Annotated in this window: 16 protein-coding genes; 7 read left to right on the top strand and 9 right to left on the bottom strand. The window is 54.9% G+C overall.

Annotated features, from left to right (window positions below; translation table 11 throughout):
• Positions 1 to 35: 35 nt before the first annotated feature.
• Together pncA and ansA are read right to left on the bottom strand one after the other, a co-directional pair.
• Complete coding sequence (gene pncA / locus OGY04_RS07730) at positions 36 to 674, bottom strand: bifunctional nicotinamidase/pyrazinamidase (RefSeq protein WP_502872409.1); 639 nt, start codon at positions 672 to 674, stop codon at positions 36 to 38.
• Between the two features lie 14 nt (positions 675 to 688).
• Positions 689 to 1,705, bottom strand: a complete 1,017-nt coding sequence (ansA, locus tag OGY04_RS07725) for an asparaginase (RefSeq protein ID WP_003832492.1) — start codon at positions 1,703 to 1,705, stop codon at positions 689 to 691.
• Between the two features lie 237 nt (positions 1,706 to 1,942).
• On the opposite strand from ansA, the gene OGY04_RS07720 reads away from it, so the two are divergent.
• Positions 1,943 to 3,010, top strand: a complete 1,068-nt coding sequence (locus OGY04_RS07720; protein WP_286574056.1) for a GlxA family transcriptional regulator — start codon at positions 1,943 to 1,945, stop codon at positions 3,008 to 3,010.
• A gap of 35 nt (positions 3,011 to 3,045) precedes the next feature.
• Here the strand turns inward: OGY04_RS07720 and sppA are convergent, their stop codons facing one another.
• Positions 3,046 to 4,902 (bottom strand): signal peptide peptidase SppA, encoded by a 1,857-nt coding sequence (gene sppA, locus OGY04_RS07715; RefSeq protein WP_008784539.1) that lies wholly within the window; start codon positions 4,900 to 4,902, stop codon positions 3,046 to 3,048.
• Between the two features lie 175 nt (positions 4,903 to 5,077).
• Here sppA and OGY04_RS07710 point away from each other — a divergent pair, with 175 nt between their 5' ends.
• The 3 genes from OGY04_RS07710 to OGY04_RS07700 all read left to right on the top strand — a co-directional run bounded on the left by OGY04_RS07710 (position 5,078) and on the right by OGY04_RS07700 (position 8,740).
• On the top strand, positions 5,078 to 5,629 hold the full coding sequence (locus OGY04_RS07710; RefSeq protein ID WP_008784540.1) for an NAD(P)H nitroreductase: 552 nt from the start codon (positions 5,078 to 5,080) through the stop codon (positions 5,627 to 5,629).
• Between the two features lie 116 nt (positions 5,630 to 5,745).
• The gene (gene selD, locus OGY04_RS07705; RefSeq protein WP_286585074.1) at positions 5,746 to 6,789 is read left to right on the top strand and encodes a selenide, water dikinase SelD; all 1,044 of its coding nucleotides are present in this window, start codon (positions 5,746 to 5,748) and stop codon (positions 6,787 to 6,789) included.
• Between the two features lie 4 nt (positions 6,790 to 6,793).
• A complete protein-coding gene (locus OGY04_RS07700; protein ID WP_286585163.1) occupies positions 6,794 to 8,740 on the top strand; it encodes a DNA topoisomerase III in 1,947 nt (648 codons plus the stop codon).
• Between the two features lie 88 nt (positions 8,741 to 8,828).
• On the opposite strand, the gene gdhA is transcribed toward OGY04_RS07700, so the two are convergent.
• Positions 8,829 to 10,172, bottom strand: coding sequence for an NADP-specific glutamate dehydrogenase (gene gdhA / locus OGY04_RS07695; RefSeq protein WP_003832501.1), 1,344 nt, complete (start codon positions 10,170 to 10,172; stop codon positions 8,829 to 8,831).
• 252 nt (positions 10,173 to 10,424) lie between these two features.
• On the opposite strand from gdhA, the gene OGY04_RS07690 reads away from it, so the two are divergent.
• Positions 10,425 to 10,685: a YnjH family protein gene (locus OGY04_RS07690; protein ID WP_170974251.1), complete on the top strand. Its 261-nt coding sequence runs from the start codon at positions 10,425 to 10,427 to the stop codon at positions 10,683 to 10,685.
• Here the strand turns inward: OGY04_RS07690 and OGY04_RS07685 are convergent.
• Complete coding sequence (locus tag OGY04_RS07685) at positions 10,645 to 11,058, bottom strand: pyrimidine (deoxy)nucleoside triphosphate diphosphatase (RefSeq protein WP_008784542.1); 414 nt, start codon at positions 11,056 to 11,058, stop codon at positions 10,645 to 10,647. The two genes, OGY04_RS07690 and OGY04_RS07685, sit on opposite strands and share 41 nt — an antisense overlap.
• A gap of 79 nt (positions 11,059 to 11,137) precedes the next feature.
• Here OGY04_RS07685 and OGY04_RS07680 point away from each other — a divergent pair, with 79 nt between their 5' ends.
• On the top strand, positions 11,138 to 11,707 hold the full coding sequence (locus tag OGY04_RS07680; RefSeq protein WP_048235522.1) for a carboxymuconolactone decarboxylase family protein: 570 nt from the start codon (positions 11,138 to 11,140) through the stop codon (positions 11,705 to 11,707).
• Positions 11,700 to 12,323, top strand: a complete 624-nt coding sequence (locus tag OGY04_RS07675) for a CDP-alcohol phosphatidyltransferase family protein (protein WP_008784544.1) — start codon at positions 11,700 to 11,702, stop codon at positions 12,321 to 12,323. Before OGY04_RS07680 ends, OGY04_RS07675 begins: the two co-directional genes overlap by 8 nt.
• Before the next feature lie 100 nt (positions 12,324 to 12,423).
• Here OGY04_RS07675 and OGY04_RS07670 read toward each other — a convergent pair whose 3' ends face one another.
• The 4 genes from OGY04_RS07670 to OGY04_RS07655 form a co-directional block, all read right to left on the bottom strand.
• Positions 12,424 to 13,731 (bottom strand): sulfurtransferase, encoded by a 1,308-nt coding sequence (locus OGY04_RS07670; protein WP_286585073.1) that lies wholly within the window; start codon positions 13,729 to 13,731, stop codon positions 12,424 to 12,426.
• 88 nt (positions 13,732 to 13,819) lie between these two features.
• Positions 13,820 to 14,452 carry an ATP-binding cassette domain-containing protein gene (locus OGY04_RS07665; RefSeq protein WP_286585072.1) on the bottom strand — a complete coding sequence of 211 codons (633 nt, stop codon included), beginning with the start codon at positions 14,450 to 14,452 and terminating at the stop codon, positions 13,820 to 13,822.
• Positions 14,452 to 15,987 (bottom strand): ABC transporter permease family protein, encoded by a 1,536-nt coding sequence (locus OGY04_RS07660; RefSeq protein ID WP_286585071.1) that lies wholly within the window; start codon positions 15,985 to 15,987, stop codon positions 14,452 to 14,454. Before OGY04_RS07660 ends, OGY04_RS07665 begins: the two co-directional genes overlap by 1 nt.
• Positions 15,960 to 17,129, bottom strand: coding sequence for an ABC transporter substrate-binding protein (locus OGY04_RS07655; RefSeq protein ID WP_286585070.1), 1,170 nt, complete (start codon positions 17,127 to 17,129; stop codon positions 15,960 to 15,962). The genes OGY04_RS07660 and OGY04_RS07655 overlap by 28 nt, the downstream gene beginning before the upstream one ends.
• Positions 17,130 to 17,155: the final 26 nt, after the last annotated feature.

The following is a 17,155-nucleotide window of genomic DNA, read 5'->3' as shown; positions in this document are numbered from 1 at the left end:
TAACGCGCCGACAGGAGTGACCCTGTCGGCATCGCTTACGACTGGGTTTCCAGCCAGTCGTCCAACGTATACAGCGTTGCGCCCGCAGCCGCCATTTCCATAAAGGCGTTTGCACTGTCCTGGGGTTGAATATTAACGCCACGGCAGCCGTCGGTTATAACGCTGACGGTGTAGCCAAGATCGAGCGCATCCAGAACGGTGAATTTAACGCAATAGTCGGTAGCCAGACCCATGATGATGAGCTCGGCAATGCGGTGTTCGAGTAGCCATGCATTCAGCGCGGTTGCCTGACGACGACCGTTATCAAAAAAAGCACTGTAGCTGTCGACCAGCGGGTTCTCACCTTTAGTGAACGTTTGAGTTATCGCACGCTGGTTCAGCAGCGGATGCAGGGCAGCACCTTCGCTGTTTTGTACGCAATGATCGGGCCAGAACGTCTGCGCCAGGCCATCGAGTTGTCCCAGGCTGTAGGGCTCGACCTGATGCTGGCTGGCAAAACTACCGTGATTCTCCGGGTGCCAGTCCAGACTGGCAACGACCGTGTCGCCGCGTATGGCACACCAGTCAATCAGGCGGTTGGCGATATCGATCGTGCTGTCACCTTGTGGGACCGCGAGGGCACCACCGGCACAAAAGTCATTTTGTAAATCGACCAACAGTAAGGCTCGGGCCATGGGCATAGACTCCTTTAATCGTCAGGCGTGAGCTCACCACGCAGATTTTGCGTCATTGCTTCACGAATTGTCTGCGTATCCAGTCCCTGACTCAGCAAATAGTGCAGTTTGGTGAGAGTGGCTTCGACGGTCATATCCGCGCCGCCAATCACGCCAGCATGCGCCAGCGCATTCCCTGTCGCGTAGCCCCCCATGTTCACCTTGCCGGACATACACTGCGTAAGGTTCACCACCACAATGCCACGCGAGCTCGCATCTTCAAGTTCTTTCAGGAACTCTTTATTCTGCGGCGCATTGCCCACGCCGTAGGAGCGCAAAATTAATGCTTTTACCGGCTGGCGCAGGAAGTTGCGTACTACATCAGCGGAGATCCCAGGATAAATAGTGACCACGCCAATCGGTTGCGGAGTGATAGGATGGACAATCAACTCACCTGTGCCGTGAGGTGCGGGCGGTGTTCCCAGCCGACGAATGTGGATCCCGGCTTCCAGCAGTGGTGCAAGGTTGGGTGAGGCAAACGCGTCAAAACCATCAGCATGCGCTTTAGTGGTCCGGTTACCGCGAAACAGTCGGTTGTTGAAAAACAGGGTCACTTCATTGATCGGATAATTTGCTGCAACGTACAACGCATTCAGCAAATTGATTTGTCCGTCAGAACGTAGCTCTGCTAATGGGATTTGTGACCCTGTCACAATGACTGGCTTGCCCAGATTCTCCAGCATAAATGAGAGCGCCGAAGCCGTAAACGCCATGGTGTCAGTGCCGTGCAGAATGACAAAACCATCGTAATCGTCGTAGTGCGCTTTAATGTCTTCAGCAATATGCTGCCAGTCTTCTGGCGTCATGTCTGAGGAATCCATCAGCGGGACGTATTCGTGGATGGTGAAGTCTGGCATCTCTGGGCGGTGGAATTCAGGCATTAGTGCCAGCTGACGCTGGAGATGACCGGAAACAGGAATATAACCCTGTTCTGAGCGCTGCATACCAATGGTACCGCCGGTATAGGCAACGTAAATCGATTTCTTTTGCATGGGCGTCACAGGTTAAGTTGTGCATAAACAGGCGCAGTATAAAGTCCCCCCTGAAAAAATACAGTGCAAATGACGCATACCTGCCATCCGATCAATATGTCATTTATGTTCAGTGCCTTGTCCCGTTTGTTCAGTGTGGTTTTGCACCCTCGGCCCTACAGTAGCAGCCTTGCTTTTTGGATATAGCGATTGCCGTTATCATGTTTCGTCCTAATGACAATACGCATGGAGCCTGAAGTGAAGAAAGACCTGAGAATTTTTCAGACAGGCGAGTGGGCGGATGGAGACATCATTACGGCTATCGATGCGAGTCAGACAGAGACACCGCGCAGACCACAGTTGAATGTCGGCATTCTTCTGTGGCCGGAATTTCCTCTGCTGGCGCTGGCGGGGTTAACCGATGCGTTACGTCATGCGGCGGATATGGGGGATGATAGCCAGAAAATTCGCTGCTCCTGGCGTCTGATGAGCGCTACACCAGACCGACCTGTTCTAAGCAGTTCAGGAATGGCGATGATGCCGGATAGCGCATTCGTTGCACCGGAACAATTTGATTATGTGGTGGTGATTGGCGGCTTGCTGCGCAGTATGGCGAAAGCCGATCGGGCCGCGCGACGTTACCTGCATCTTGCGCATCAGCTCAACATTCCGCTGGTAGGTATCTGCACGGGCAGCTTTGTTCTGGCGCAAGAAGGTTTCCTCAATGGGCTGATGGCGGCGATTCATCCCTGGCATCTGAATGATTTTAAAACGCAATTTCCTCAGCTGGCTGCCCGTAGCGGGGTCGATTTTGTTGAGGAAAAAGGGATTCTGACATGTCCGGGGGGCATTTCGACGATAGGGCTGGCAACAGAGCTTATTCGCCGCCACTGTGGTCCCGACAGGGCGACAAAAGCCATCTTCCAGATGTCCGTCCCCAACCGCATAGACAGCACGTCAGTGGCGGTCTCCAGAGCGATAGGTTTTACCCACGTGAGCGACAGTCGGTTACGCAAAGCGGTCTTTTTAATTGAGCAAGGACTGGTAAAGCCCATTTCGACCCGTTGGCTGGCCGCTGAAGTCAACCTGAGCCCGCGACAGCTTACCCGGTTGTTTAACGCCGAGTTCGCCCAATCGCCGGGAGAGTTTATCCGACGTGCGCGTTTGCGTTATGCCCACTGGCTGCTAATGAATTCTGGAGAGAGCGTCACGGAGATTGCGCTGCGTCTGGGATTTAGCGACTGTGCGCACTTTATTCGTTTGTTTAGTCGGGAGTTTGGCTGTACGCCTGGAGATTGTCGCAGTACGCGACATCAGAATGCATAAAAAATGCTGCCCCGACTTGGGGCAGCATTGGCAGATTAGCGAACGTTGGCGCAGGTCAGGCAAAACGCATAGCGGTTTTGCGGATCGTTAAACGCGGCCAGCTTATCGCTCTCCGCTTTAACCGTACTCGCCGCAGAAGCGAGCGGCGCCGGGAGCATCGCCTGGATAGCTTCAGGCAGCATGGCACGAACGGAACCGGACATGCTATCCATCACCATATCAACGAATGTCGGTTCGTCCTGATAATACTCAATGTGCCATTGCTTCAGTTTGGCCAGCTCAGCCGCTTTCGCCACGGCGTCATCAAAATCACCCAGACTGTCTACCAGACCGTTGGCTTTCGCATCCTGGCCGGTCCAGACGTGGCCCTGCGCGATTTTGTCAATCTGCTCAGGTGTTGTCTTACGCGCATCGGCGACCAGCGTGATAAAGCGCTTATAGCCGTTCTCGATGCTCAGTTGCATCATTTGCTGCACTTCAGGTGGTAACGCTTTGGTGATGGAGATATCCGCCAGTGGGGATGTCGCCACGCCGTCGGTGTGTACACCAATGGAATCCAGACTGTTTTCCACAGTGTTGATCACACCAAAGATCCCGATTGAACCGGTCAGCGTGCTGGGGTTCGCCACAATGTAGCTTGCTGGGGTGGAGATCCAGTACCCGCCGGATGCCGCCATGCCCCCCATGGACACGACAACCGGCTTGCCTGCCGCTTTTGCCGCAGCCAGCTCAGCGCGAATGACTTCGGAAGCGCTGACGCTGCCGCCAGGGCTGTTCACGCGCAGCACAATTGCTTTCACTTTCGGATCAAGACGCGCTTCGCGGATCTGCGCGGCAGTCGTGTCACCGCCCACATTCCCAGGGGTTTCTTCACCGTCCATAATTGCGCCATTCGCGAAGACGACGCCAATGCTGTCCCCAGTATCCGCTGGCGTTTTCAGCGAGTAATCGTAATAGCTGACGGCGCGATAATTTTTATCCGCTTTGCTCCAGCCAAACTGTTTGGTCAGCATTTTTTCGACTTCGGCGCTGGAGGCCAGTGCATCCACCAGTTTGTTGTCGAGCGCATATTTCGCGGTATCACCATCGACTTTTGTCAAACCGTCCAGCATGGCCTGTGCGCCCGGGAACACCTGCTGAGCAGGGATCTGGCGGTTGGCAGCGACCGTGTCGAGATAGTTCTGCCACAGCTCGCCGATCCAGCGGCTGTCGGCCTCGCGCGCGGCAGGAGACATATCATCACGAATGAACGGTTCTACTGCAGACTTATAAGTCCCGACACGGAACACGTGCGTGGAAACTTTCAGCTTGTCGAGCAGGGACTTGTAGTACAAACCGTTGGTGGCAAAGCCGTGCAGATCAACGGAACCCTGCGGAGAGAGATAAATTTTATTGGCGAAACTGGCGAGGTAGTACTGCCCCTGGCTGAAGTTATCGCCCACGGCAAAGACCGGTTTGCCGCTGTCGCGGAATTCCCGCAGCGCTTTACCGATATACTGCATGGAAGGCTGGTCGGCCCCGGCAAAATTTTTCAGATCCATCACAATGCCGGTGATGTTGCGATCATCTTTTGCCTGGCGAATAGTATTCACGATATCGAACAGGGAGTTTTCCTGCAGACGATCGGAACTGGCGCCAAACAGCTGACGACCAATAACGCTTAAGCGACTGGTGCTCGAAGGCTTATCGACAATCACCCCCGAGATATCCAGCAGCAGTGCGCCTCGCTCAGCGTGTTCACTGGTATTGCTGCTGCTGACCTGCATCCAGATGCCCACGCCCACCAGCACCAAGAAGATGAAGAACAGGTTAAGCACAAATTCACGGACGAAATTGAGTAATCGCCATGTCCATTTAAAAAATCCGGCAATAAATCGCCACAGGGTTCGCATGTATTCTCCCTACCGATTAACAACACGCCATCCCGAAATTCCGGAGAAAGGCGATAAGATGAGGCTATCGTAATGACCCGACAGGCACTTGTCAGCAGGAATCACCGCCTGTGCTGTAACAAAATCCGCTCACGTGTTAATTTTGTGAACAAATCTCATTGTTGGAGTTAAGCAAATGGATGCACTCGAATTACTGATTACCCGTCGTAGCGCCTCTCGTCTCGTCGAGCCAGCCCCGACAGGAGAGCAGCTGCAAAACATTCTGCGTGCGGGAATGCGCGCGCCAGACCACAAAACGCTGCAACCGTGGCAATTCTTTGTCATTGAGGGCGAAGGGCGTGAGCGTTTTAGCGCGGTGCTTGAAAAAGGGGCGATTGCCGCAGGCAGTGACGAGAAAGCCCAGGAAAAAGCGCGCAGCGCACCGTTTCGCGCGCCGTTGATTATTACCGTGGTGGCGAAATGTGAAGAAAACGACAAGGTTCCTCTGTGGGAACAAGAAATGTCTGCCGGTTGTGCGGTGATGGCTATGCAGATGGCCGCAATTGCCCAGGGCTTTGGCGGTATCTGGCGCAGTGGTGCATTAACCGAAAGTGCGGTCGTTCGCGAAGCATTCGACTGTCGCCCGCAAGATAAAATCGTCGGTTTCCTCTATCTGGGCACACCGCAGCTAAAAGCATCCACGACGATTAACCTTGCCGATCCGAGCGCATTCGTCCGTTATTTCTGATATCAACGGCAAAACTGTCTGGATTCTGAGCAAAGACACCCGAATTCAGACAGTCACTCTTACCACATCAAGGAATGAGCGCTACCATATCCGGATTGCAATGACAGGAGATGTCCATGAGCGAGCAAGCTATTCGTTTAACGCAATACAGCCACGGAGCCGGTTGCGGTTGTAAAATTTCCCCAAAAGTGCTGGAAACCATCCTGCACAGCGAGCAGGCGAAGTTTGTTGATCCGAACTTACTGGTGGGTAATGAAACCCGCGACGACGCGGCCGTATACGATCTGGGAAACGGCACCAGCGTTATCAGCACCACCGATTTCTTTATGCCGATTGTCGATAATCCGTTTGATTTTGGACGCATCGCCGCGACTAACGCCATCAGCGATATTTTCGCCATGGGCGGCAAACCGATTATGGCAATTGCTATTCTGGGCTGGCCGCTGGATAAACTGGCACCGGAAATCGCCCGCGAAGTCACCGAAGGCGGACGCTTTGCCTGCCGTCAGGCGGGTATTGCGCTGGCGGGCGGCCACTCTATTGATGCCCCAGAGCCTATCTTCGGCCTTGCGGTAACCGGCGTTGTGCCGACCGAACGCGTGAAGAAAAACAGCACCGCTGAGGCAGGGTGTAAGTTGTTCCTGACCAAGCCTCTGGGCATAGGTGTTCTGACAACCGCAGAGAAAAAATCACTGCTGAAGGAAGAACATAAAGGACTGGCGACAGAAGTGATGTGCCGGATGAACATTGCCGGTGCTGCATTCGCCGATATTGACGGCGTGAAAGCCATGACCGATGTTACCGGTTTTGGTCTGCTGGGGCATCTGAGTGAGATGTGCCAGGGCGCAGGCGTTCAGGCACAGATCGTCTACCAGGATATTCCTAAGCTGCCTGGCGTTGAAGAATACATCGCGCAGGGCGCGGTGCCGGGTGGTACCCAACGTAACTTTGCCAGCTACGGACACCTGATGAGTGAAATGCCGCAATCGGTACGCGATCTGCTGTGCGATCCGCAAACTTCAGGTGGTCTACTGCTGGCGGTAACGCCGGAAGCTGAAGCCGAAGTGAAAGCGGCAGCGGCGCAGTTCGGTATCGATCTCACCGCCATTGGTGAGTTAGTGGAAGCTCGTGGCGGTCGCGCCATGGTTGAGATTCGTTAACTCGATGCGGTTGTTTATTGCCGAAAAACCAAGTCTGGCGCGTGCTATCGCCGATGTGCTGCCGAAGCCGCATCGCAAAGGCGATGGTTTTATCGAATGCGGAAATGGACAAGTGGTGACCTGGTGTATTGGTCACCTGCTTGAACAGGCGCAGCCGGATGCCTACGACAGTCGTTATGCTCGCTGGAGTCTGGTCGATCTGCCGATTGTCCCTGAAAAGTGGCAACTGCAACCGCGCCCCTCGGTGACCAAACAGCTCAACGTCATTAAGCGCTTTTTGCATGAGGCCAGCGAAGTTATTCACGCCGGTGACCCCGATCGTGAAGGGCAACTGCTGGTAGATGAAGTGCTGGATTACCTGCAACTGGCACCTGAAAAGCGTCAGAAGGTGCAGCGTTGCCTGATTAACGACCTCAACCCGCAGGCCGTTGAGCGGGCTATTGAGCGGCTGCGTGCCAACAGTGAGTTTATCCCGCTGTGCGTGTCGGCACTGGCGCGAGCGCGTGCGGACTGGTTGTACGGTATCAATATGACGCGCGCTTACACCATTCTTGGACGTAACGCGGGCTATCAGGGCGTACTTTCGGTCGGGCGCGTACAAACGCCGGTGCTCGGGCTGGTTGTGCGCCGCGATGAAGAGATAGAGAACTTCGTCGCCAAAGACTTCTTCGAAGTGAAAGCGCATATCGTAACGCCCGTCGATGAGCGGTTTACCGCTATCTGGCAGCCGAGCGAAGCGTGTGAGCCGTATCAGGATGAAGAAGGGCGCTTGCTGAACCGCACGCTGGCTGAACACGTGGTGAACCGCATTAACGGTCAGCCGGCGATAGTCACCAGCTATAACGATAAACGGGAATCAGAATCCGCGCCGTTGCCGTTCTCGCTGTCTGCGTTGCAGATTGAAGCGGCGAAGCGCTTCGGTTTAAGTGCGCATAACGTTCTGGATATCTGCCAGAAGCTGTATGAAACCCATAAGTTGATTACCTATCCGCGTTCGGATAGCCGTTATCTGCCGGAAGAACACTTTGCCGGACGTCACGCGGTACTGAACGCGATTAGCGTCCATGCGCCGGATTTGCTCCCGCAGCCGGCGGTCAATCCCGATACGCGAAATCGCTGTTGGGACGACAAAAAAGTGGATGCGCACCACGCCATCATTCCTACCGCGCGTAGTTCATCCATCAACCTGAATGACAACGAAGCGAAAATTTACAACCTGATTGCCCGTCAGTATCTGATGCAATTTTGCGCAGATGCAGTATTCAGGAAGTGCGTCATTGAGCTGGACATCGCCAAAGGCAAGTTTGTCGCCAAAGCGCGTTTTCTGGCGGAAGCCGGATGGCGCACGCTGCTCGGCAACAAAGAGCGCGACGAAGATAATGACGGGACGCCGCTGCCGGTGGTGGCAAAAGATGACGAACTGCTATGCGAAAAAGGCGAAGTAGTTGAACGTCAGACCCAGCCCCCGCGGCACTTTACTGATGCAACTCTGCTGTCAGCGATGACCGGGATTGCGCGATTCGTGCAGGATAAAGATCTGAAAAAGATCCTGCGCGCAACGGATGGTTTAGGTACGGAAGCGACGCGCGCCGGAATTATCGAGCTGCTATTTAAGCGCGGGTTCCTGGTGAAAAAAGGACGTTATATCCATTCGACTGACGCGGGAAAAGCGCTGTTCCACTCGTTGCCAGAAATGGCGACGCGCCCGGACATGACAGCGCACTGGGAATCTATCCTGACCCAAATCAGCGAAAAGCAGTGTCGCTATCAGGATTTCATGCAGCCGCTGGTGGGGACGCTGTATCAGCTTATCGATCAGGCGCGCAGCACACCGGTACGACGCTTTCGTGGAATTGCTGCACCTGGCGGTAGTGGTAGCGATAAGAAAAAAAGCGCGCCGCGTAAACGTCCGGCGAAAAAAAGCCCGCCATCTGAAGAGGCGGGTCTGTAAGTTTGTAGGCCTGATAAGCATAGCGCATCAGGCTTAGCCGGATGCGGCACCTGTGCCTAATCCGGCCTACTGGCCTGCAGAGACAATATTAAATCACGCCCTGACCCAGCATCGCGTCGGCAACCTTCACGAAGCCCGCGATGTTGGCGCCACGTACGTAGTTGGTCTGCTTGCTTTCGCCGCCGTATTCAACGCAGGCATGGTGAATATCCAGCATGATGTGGTGCAGGCGCGCATCCACTTTCTCCGCTTTCCAGCCCAGACGAGCGGCGTTTTGCGCCATTTCCAAACCGGATGTCGCTACGCCACCGGCGTTGGCGGCTTTACCCGGTGCGAACAGTACGCCCGCTTCGAGGAACAGATCGGTGGCCTCGATAGTGGTCGGCATGTTTGCCCCTTCGGCGACAGCTTTCACGCCGTTGGCGATCAGTACGCGCGCTGCATCGACATCCAGTTCATTCTGAGTGGCGCACGGCAGGGCGATATCGACCGGAACCGACCACGGCTGTTTGCCTTCCAGATAGGTCAGGCCAAACTCACGGGCGTAATCCGCCACGCGACCGTCACGGCTGTCTTTGATCGCACACAGACGCGCCAGTTTTTCTTTAGTAAATCCGCTTTCGTCAACTACGGTACCGCTGGAATCGGAGGCGGTAACTACTCGCGCGCCAAACTCCATGGCTTTCTCAATGGCGAATTGCGCTACGTTGCCGGAGCCAGAAACCGCCACGCGCATGCCTTCAAAGCCCAGACCATGGCGTTTGAGCATTGCTTCGGTGAAGTACACCAGACCGTAGCCGGTGGCTTCCGGGCGGATAAGGCTGCCGCCAAAAGAGAGACCTTTACCGGTAAAGACGCAGGCGCTGTTGTTGGACAGTTTTTTCATCATCCCGGCCATAAAGCCGACTTCACGACCACCCACGCCGATATCGCCCGCCGGGACGTCGGTATCAGGACCTAAATGGCGGAACAGTTCGGTCATCAGTGCCTGGCAGAAACGCATGATTTCGCCTTCGCTTTTACCTTTCGGATCGAAATCGCTCCCGCCTTTACCACCGCCCATTGGCAGCGTGGTGAGGGCGTTCTTAAAGGTCTGCTCGAAACCCAGGAATTTCAGGATCGACAGGTTCACGGAAGGGTGGAAACGCATACCGCCTTTGTACGGGCCAATGGCAGAGCTAAACTGTACGCGCCACGCGCGGTTGACCTGCACCTGATTGCGATCGTCCAGCCAAACTACGCGGAACTGGATCACGCGCTCCGGTTCAACCAGACGTTCCAGCAACGACATCTGACGATAACGCGGGTTCTGCTCAAGAAAGGGCCACAGCGTCGTCATTACCTCACGAACGGCTTGCGCGAACTCGGTTTGATTCGGGTCGCGCTTTTGCACATGGTTGAGAAATGACTCCAGAGAACATGTCTGATCCATAGATATAAGAACCTCTTATGTATTGATATGGTTATATTTTTGATATTTATGTTATGTGTTGTGCAGTTTTTGACTATACCATCAGCAGTGTGACGTGACGCAAGAAAAAATTAACCCCGCTAAGTAAATTAATATTGCGCCGTGGGTCATAACCAAAAGCGATGATGGAAGGGACTAAAGTTTCTGCCGATCTATACCGTTATACTGAGCATAAATGTCAGTTAAAAAGGAAACACAATGCGCCGTTTAATCATGGCAGGAGCGTTGGTACTGGTGTCCAGCGCGACGCTGGCAAATCAGCTTTATCGCCCGGATGTGCAGGTGAATGTACCGCCGGAAGTGTTCAGTTCCAGCGGTCAGCGGGCTCAGCCCTGTAGCCAGTGCTGTATTTATCAGGATCAAAACTACTCTGAAGGGGCGGTGATTAAAGCCGATGGCGTTCTGTTGCAGTGCCAGCGCGATGATAAAACGATCAGCACGAATCCGCTGGTCTGGCGGCGTGTAAAAGGATAAACGCCTCTAACAACGGGATATCGGCGGGTGCCAGCGGATAACGCAGCGCCTCTTCGGGTGAGCACCAGACGATATCCTGATGTTCATGCGCTCTAAGTTCCCCTTGATACGAAGGCACATGCCAGGCATGCAGGTGAATCAATCGGCCTGAAACCTCGCGTTGATGACTGGCAATGTAGCGCCCCACGACTGCCTCAATACCCAACTCTTCACGCAGTTCGCGGATCAGCGCCTCGGGCTGACTTTCGCCCGGCTCAACCTTACCCCCGGCAAACTCCCACATGCCTGACTGATCCGCATGCAGCGGACGCTGAGCCAGTAAAATTTTGCCATCACGTTCAATGATAGCGGCGACCACGTCGAGGGTTTTCATCATATTCATCAAGATCTAACAGCAGAAAATGACATACTATCGTTATCTTTGTTTTATCTAAAGTATTCAGGAGCCACCGTTGAACGAACCTCAGTCGTGGGTAAAGCCGTTAACGCGTATCCCTTCCAGTTTAAAACCGCTCGTTGCCACGCAGAAAAAACATTATGGCGATGTGCTGCATCCCACGCGCTGGTGGGGGCGGATGCCGTTTCTGTTCTGGCTGGTGGCGCTGTTTGTCGGGTTTCTGGAGCGTAAAAAGGCGCGCTTAACGCCGGTGATGCGTGCGCTGTTGATGACCCGCGTTTCTCAGGTCTGCCACTGTGCTTTCTGTGTTGATGCGAATAGTTTACGGCTGGCAGAACGCTGTGGCGCGCTGGATAAAGTCATGCAGGTTGCCAACTGGCAAGATTCGACGCTGTTTAGCGCTGAAGAACGCGTAGCGCTGGCCTATGCCGATGCGGTTACCGCAACGCCTCCACAGGTTGACGATGCGCTGAAAGTGCAGATGAAGCAGCATTTTACCGATGATGCCATTACGGAAATGACCGCGCTGATTGCGTTTCAAAATCTCTCGGCGCGTTTTAATGCCGCTCTCGATATTCCCTCGCAGGGACTGTGCGACAGTTTTAAGGGACGCCCGCATGCTTGACCGCCATCTTCATCCACGATTAAAACCGCTGTTGCATCGGTGCGTAGGTATTATCGATAAACCGGCGATTACCCCGGACGGACTTACGCTGGTCGGATTTGCCATTGGCGTGCTGGCGTTGCCATTTCTGGCGTTAGGCTGGTATCTGGCGGCGCTGGTGGCCATTGTGCTCAATCGGTTGTTTGACGGACTGGATGGGGCGCTGGCACGGCGCAGAGGGCTCTCCGACGCCGGCGGATTTCTCGATATTTCGCTCGACTTTTTGTTTTACGCCCTTGTGCCGTTTGGTTTTATTCTTGCCGCTCCGGCGCAGAATGCGCTGGCAGGCAGTTGGCTGTTGTTCGCGTTTATTGGCACCGGTAGCAGCTTTCTGGCCTTCGCCGCACTGGCAGCGAAACATCAGATTGATAACCCCGGTTACGCGCATAAATCGTTTTATTATCTTGGCGGGCTGACCGAAGGAACTGAGACAATTTTGCTGTTTGTGTTGGGGTGTCTGTTCCCGGACTATTTTGCCGTGCTGGCGTGGGTCTTTGGCGCGTTGTGCTGGATGACAACGTTCACCCGGATCTGGAGCGGATATCTGACGCTGAAAACCGTTCAGCGTCAGGCGTAAGGTAATGCGTTGCCGGATGCGCTTCGCTTATCCGGCCTACAACGATGATATATCCAGGCTGGGTAAAGCGTTCTCGCCGCATCCGGCAATAATGCCAGTCTTACTTGCTGGCGTCCGGACCCCGTTCACCGCTGGCGACCGGGTTTTTCGGATCGCTGCTCCACTCGTACCAGCCACCATCGTAAACAGAGACGTTTTTCCAGCCCATCGCGCGGGCATACATAAACGTTTCTGAAGCACGCCAGCCGGTGCCGCAATAGAAAGAGACCTGTTGATTCGGCAGGATATTCCATTGCTTCCACATGGCGGCGATGTCATCCGCGCTGCGCATGGTGCCATCCGGGTTATGGAAATCTTCCATGTGGGTGGAGTCGCTGCCCGCGTGACCCCAACGCGCGCCTGCGATCTCACCTTTTGGCTTAATGTAGCTGTAACCGCTGGTGGTACCGACAAATTCCGGCCATGAACGAATGCTCACCAAAGATGCATCCTGGCGATGCAGCAGACCGCGCGCCTGTTCCATATCCAGCATAAGCTGCGGCTGGGCAGGGATTTTCACGCCGAAATCAGGCTCTGGTTTCACCGTTGGCGGAGTGCCGCGTTCGACCGGTAAACCTGAGTCGGACCAGGTTTGCCAACCGCCGTCGAGCAGACGAACGTCTTTCACGCCTGCGTACAGCATAATTTGCGCCACGCGAGCGGCGGCATAGACATCGTGGCCGTATAAAATTACCGTGGTGTCGTGGCGGATACCGTGTTTCGCCAGCATCGCTTTAAGCTGCTCGTCGGAAACTTTATTCCACAGCGGTTCGCTTTCAACTTCATTGGTATCAATGTAGCCCGCGCCGGGGATGTGGCTGAGCAGATACAACTTCGGCGCGCCCCAGGCGGCTTCAATCACTTTCCAGTCACCCGCCGGTTTGGCAGTCACGTCTTTACCCTGCTGAAGATCGTGCAGCCACTGTGGGTAAACCAACTGTTCGAAGTGCGGCAGACGTTGCAGACGGGCAGGGTCTGTCAGCGCATCGCTGAGGGTTGAAATCTGGTTAAAGCCAACTTTTTGCAGACGGGATTTAACGGCCTGCATGTCGTTATCGCTACCATACAGCGCCACCGGAGCGTCGGTCTTAAGTTGATGTGACTTAACCCAGGCGCTGAGTTGTTCATCATTCATCTTGTCGAGCCAGGCGGCAGACAGGTTCAGTGCGGAAGGTTCGTGTCCTGAAGGACCATTGAGCGATTGTGGCCAGCCGTTGTAAAAAGCGCTCTGACGGGTATCGATCGCCGCGCCTTGCTTTTGCTGTAACTGGTTGAGGGTGAGCGTCTGTGCTGTTTCAGCAGCCCAGGAAGAAGCGCAAGCGAGCCCTAAAGCCAGTGCCAGCGCGGTCATTTGAGAAACACGTTTCATCGAATAGCCCGACGTTGAAAAAAAGAAGACGACATTCTGTGCCGCCAGTTACGTAAAAACCTTGCGTTAACGCAGCATATCGCCACATTCACGCCCAGTTTTCCATCTGAAATACGTGGCCTGCAGGCGGAACGTCCTGCGCGTCATGGGTCACCTGTACCACCGGGATCCCCAGCTTACGCACCTCGGTGAAGACCCATTGGCGAAAGTTATCGCGTAGCGACGCATCCAGCCTGCTAAAGGGTTCATCAAGTAACAGCGCCTGGGGCTGCGCCAGTAGTGCGCGGAGCAGGGCGACACGTGAGCGTTGTCCGCCGGAGAGTGACGCCGGATCGCGCGAATAAAAATCTGCCAGGTCAGCGCGCGCGAGAGCGCATTCAATCTCATGGCGTCTGGCGGGACCTTGCAGGCTGGCGGGTAAGGCCAGCAGTAAATTCTGCCCAACGCTGAAATGGTCAAACAGCAGCGCATCCTGGAACAAAATGCCAATCTGGCGCTGCGCGGTAGGTAACGTATCGATGCGTCGTTCATTAAGCCACAGTTCGCCTGAGGCCTGGAACTGGGGAGACAACGCCCCGATCATCCATGAAAACAGCGAAGATTTCCCGCTGCCGGAAGGTCCCATAATAGTGACGATGTCACTTTTGTTGACCTGAAAATTAACGTCTTTCACCAGCGCTTTCACGCCCTGGCACAACGAAGCGCCTCGTACAGTAAGCATTAGCGGAGTCCTTGTCGAAAGCGGCCAATCCACGCGGTGAGAAAGGCTGCAAGTGCGAAAACGAGCAGTGGTAAAAGCAGCTGCCACAACGCCTGTGTTGCCAGAATCGCACTGCTACCGCCGCTGCTTAATGCCACCGCTTCGGTGGTTAACGTGGGATAGCGTCCGGCACCTAGCCACAGCGTTGGCATATACTGGGCGATACTAACCGAGAAGCCAACCGCGAAGGCAATCAATGCCGGGCGTGCCAGTTGTGGGCATTTCACCAGCCAGAATATCCGCCACCGCGTCCAGCCCAGGGTTTGCGCAATCAAAATTAATCGTTGGTCAATGCGCTGCCACGCCGGTTTAAGCACAAATAGCATCCAGGGCATCACCCACAGCAGGTGGCCCCAGATAATGGTCGTCATCAGTCCATCTTGTTCGGCATATAACGCCAGCAGATATTGTCCGGTTACCAGCGGTAGCGCAGGCAAAATGAGCGGTAGCCAGACCCAGCGGTGTCCGGTTTGTGGACCCCATTCCAGCCAGGCAAAAAGTATCAGAAGCGCCAGCACGCTGGAAAGGAGCCCCAGTTGCAGGCTGTTGCTGAGCGCCTCGCTGTTTAGCGAGGAATAGCTGGCGATAAGCGCCAGCACCAGCGCGCATACCACACCGCTGACGGGCAAAATCTGTACCAGCGGGCGTACGATTGTCATAGATGAAAAATGCTGGCGTTCACCGTTTACTGCCGGAATAGTATGTCGCCAGGCACGCCAGAGCAGATAACCCACCAGCGCGATAACAAGGAGCAACAGCACCAGCAACAGACTGGCAAGTGCGCCTTTCGCCTGCTGTTCGACGTCGCCCTGACTGAGCCACTGCCAGCTCAATACGGCAAGCGTTGGCGGATTGCCGGGGCCAAGAACGATTGCCACATCAACAACGGAGAGTGACCAGGCAACAATCGCCAGCATAGCTTTACCTAATGCCGGGCCGATAGCGGGCAGAACCAGCCAGTTCAGGCATTGCAGTCGGCTGTAACCCAGCGAATCCAATACGATAACCTGCTGAGAAAGTTGTTTTTCACTCAGCAGGGCCGAGAGAATCCATAACAAAAAAGCGCTCTCTTTCACCGCCAGCGTTACGCCAAGTCCAATGCCGTAGCGGTCCGGCTGTGGGCTGAGGAACGGGAGCCATTGCCAAAGTATGCCGCCTTCAGCAAAAATCAACAGCACGCTGGTGGCGAAGGCAACGTGCGGAATTGCCAGCAGCCACGGAAGACGCGTATACAGACGTACCCAGCCTGCGCCGGGCCACAAGGCGAGGATCGCCAGCAGCGCGATAATCAGCGCGCCCCCAGCCGCGAGGCCGACGGAAACCAGCGTTGCCAGTAACGCCTGCGGAAGTTGAGGATCGGCAAAGAGTGCCAGCCAGTGTGTGATACTAAGCGCCGGTGTTATCAGAGACCATGCCGCTGGCGCCAACGGCAGATAAACTGCCGCCATGATGGCCCAGAGTAGCAGAATTAATGCGTACCGTAGCGGCGTAGCCATTCTTGTTCCAGAGCGTTTACCCAGGCTGCATGCGGTTCTGGCAACACGGCAGGGAGCCCCTGAGGGATCCGCGCCAGCAGCGCATCACGCTGTTCGTCAGGCAATTTTTGTGGATCAAGCACCGAAGGATCTCCCCAGACAGCCGGGTCAGCTTTGCGCAGTTGCGCTTCAGGAGAAAGCAGGAAGTTTGCCACGACTTTTGCTCCGGCACTGGCGTGGGCATTCGCCGGAATGGCAACAAAGTGCACGTTGCCGAGCATGCCCTGTGAGAAACCAAAACTGTAGCTGCTTTTAGGCAACTCGCCGCTGGCTACTTTTTGCTGCGCGTGGGCAGGGTTAAAGGTCAATGATAAACGCAGGGTGCCGCTATTGAGCAGTGAATCCATTCGTGCTGGCGTGGGCGGAAAATCTTTGCCTTCACGCCAAAGTACAGGATGCAAGGTATCAAGATACTGCCACAATGGCGCGGTAACTTCAGCGAATGTCGCCGCATCTGGCGCAACTTTCAATGCCTGTGGTTTGGTGGTGAGCGAAATTAGCAACTGTTCAAGGAAAGCCGTTCCGGTAAAGTCTGGCGGGCGTGGATAGGTCACCGTGCCAGGGTGCGCCTGCGCAAATTCAAGAAGTGCCTGCGGAGATAACGGCGGCTGCGCGGTGAGATCGCGCCGGGCAATAAAGGTGAGTTGGGCACCGCCCCACGGTGATTCAGCCCCCTCTGTTGGAACGGAGAAATCTTCGGTCACCGGTTTTTGTATATCAACATAGCGCCAGTTAGGCAGCGATTGTGCCCACTGGGTTTGCAGCAGCCCGGCTTCTTTTAGCGTACGGAAGTTTTCGCCGTTAACCCACAGTAAATCGACAGAGCCGCCGGTTTTTCGCCCGGATGCCGCTTCCGTCTGGATGCGTTTTACGGCATCGGCGGCGTCTGCCAGGCGCACGATTTTCAGGTTAATGTTGTAGTGCGTTTTCATCTCGCCGCTAACCCAGTCGAGATACTGGTTAACTGCATTGTCGCCACCCCAGGCGTTGAACCACACCGTTTGACCACGGGCGTCATTTTTGATTTGTTGCCAGCTGGCGTCCTGGGCAAACGTCGCCAGCGGGCAGAGCAACAAACTCAGACACAATAAGCAGTAACGCATAATATCTCCATGGCTAAAAATGGGGG

The sequence above is a fragment of the Citrobacter sp. Cpo091 genome, from assembly GCF_030332645.1.
Taxonomy (GTDB): domain Bacteria; phylum Pseudomonadota; class Gammaproteobacteria; order Enterobacterales; family Enterobacteriaceae; genus Citrobacter; species Citrobacter portucalensis.
Note: the sequence above shows the minus strand (reverse complement) of the source record. Positions and strands in the feature narration are given on the sequence as shown.